Source organism: Cryobacterium sp. 10I1 (genome assembly GCF_035019805.1).
Classification (GTDB): domain Bacteria; phylum Actinomycetota; class Actinomycetes; order Actinomycetales; family Microbacteriaceae; genus Cryobacterium; species Cryobacterium glucosi.
In genome coordinates this window covers 1-1,391 of record NZ_JASJVF010000466.1, presented here as the reverse complement: position 1 = coordinate 1,391, position 1,391 = coordinate 1, and the positions used below count along the sequence as shown (strand labels likewise).

At 70.9% G+C, this 1,391-nt stretch carries 1 protein-coding gene; it reads right to left on the bottom strand.

Annotated elements, in window-relative coordinates; translation table 11 throughout:
• Positions 1-133: 133 nt before the first annotated feature.
• Positions 134-1,258, bottom strand: coding sequence for a Vms1/Ankzf1 family peptidyl-tRNA hydrolase (locus QN345_RS19125; RefSeq protein WP_322189136.1), 1,125 nt, complete (start codon positions 1,256-1,258; stop codon positions 134-136).
• Positions 1,259-1,391: the final 133 nt, after the last annotated feature.

Below are 1,391 nucleotides of genomic sequence, written 5' to 3'. Positions count from 1 at the left end.
ATGCCGGGGTGCTGCTCCTCTGGGTCGTCGGCGGCCTCGTGCTGGCCGCGGTCGGCGTCACCCGGATGACGCACTTCCGCACCCTGCGCGACCTGCGCCCCAGCCTGATCGGCTGATCGGCTGACCGGCCGGCTCAGTGGGTCGAGAGGGTCGACCAGCGGAGCAGCGCGGCGGCCCCGCTCCCGCCGGGCAGCTCCCCCGGCGACACCACGACCACGCGCGCGTCGGTGAGCAACGCGGCACGGACGAGCGCGTCTGCGGCAGGCACGGCTCCGAGAACGGCCGCGCCGAGGGCATCCGCTTCGGTCGACGCCACCCAGGGCTCACGGTCGAGCGCGAGCAGGGTCGCCTCGGGCAGCGCTCCCGAAGCGAGCAGCAGCACCTCGACCTGGCCCTGCTGCAGCTCACGCACGACGGCGGCGAAGTCGGCCTCGGCGAGGCCTTCGTCGCGCCCGGTGTCGAGGCGTTCGAGAGCGTCGTACTCGTCCTGGGCGAGGATCGCGGCAAGGTGCCGGTCGAGGTCGGCTTCGAGCTCATCGGTCGTTGCGCCGCCGGGGCGGGTGTTGGTCGGCACCACGGCGAGGATGTCCCTGCTCGCGGGGGCGAGCTGGGCGACCAGCAGCTGCCGCGCGCGCACGTCCCCGGTGAGCATCAGCAGCTCCGCACCGCTCGTGCGCACCATTTCGTCGATCGCGTCGGCGATCTGGCCCTCGTTGCGCTTCCAGATCTCCTCGGTGTCGCGCTGGTACCGCGAGTTGGACAGGAATCCTCCCTGCACCTTGGTGATGTACTCGGTGTCGCCCTCGATCTCCTCCTCGGCGACCGCGCCGGTGCGGCTGAGCCGGAACTGCCGGATCTCGCCGCCGTCACGCCCGACCTCGGCGATGATGTAGGTCAGGTCGCGCGGACGCTGGATGAGCAGCGGCAGCAGGCACGGCACCGGCCCGTGCGAGACGATCAGCTCGCCGAGTGGTTCACCGGGCAACAGCTCGTCGAGTTCGATGAGGCCGTCCCGCACCACGAGCAGCCGACTCACCTTGCCCGGCCTGCCGGGCGGTTCCTCGATCCGGTCGATCACGATGTCGGCGTCGGCCTCGGGGGCACCGGCATCGGCCAGTGCCTCGCGCACGGAGCGATGGCGCAGGCTCGAGGTGCGTCTCGGATCCTCACGATCCTGGGTGACGTCGACGTAAACGGTGGATGCGCTTCCGGGCCGGCGGTAAAGCTCCGCGAGGCCCTCGTTTCCAAAGTCAGCCATTGACCCGGGTCCCTTCTCGCTACCCGGGTTCCCCACATGCGGGAACCCTGTCTCGTCACGGTAGACCCGCCCCCGTGTACCCACAAGACACCCGGCATCCGCCGCGAAAGCGGGTGAATCGTCGGTCTGGGCA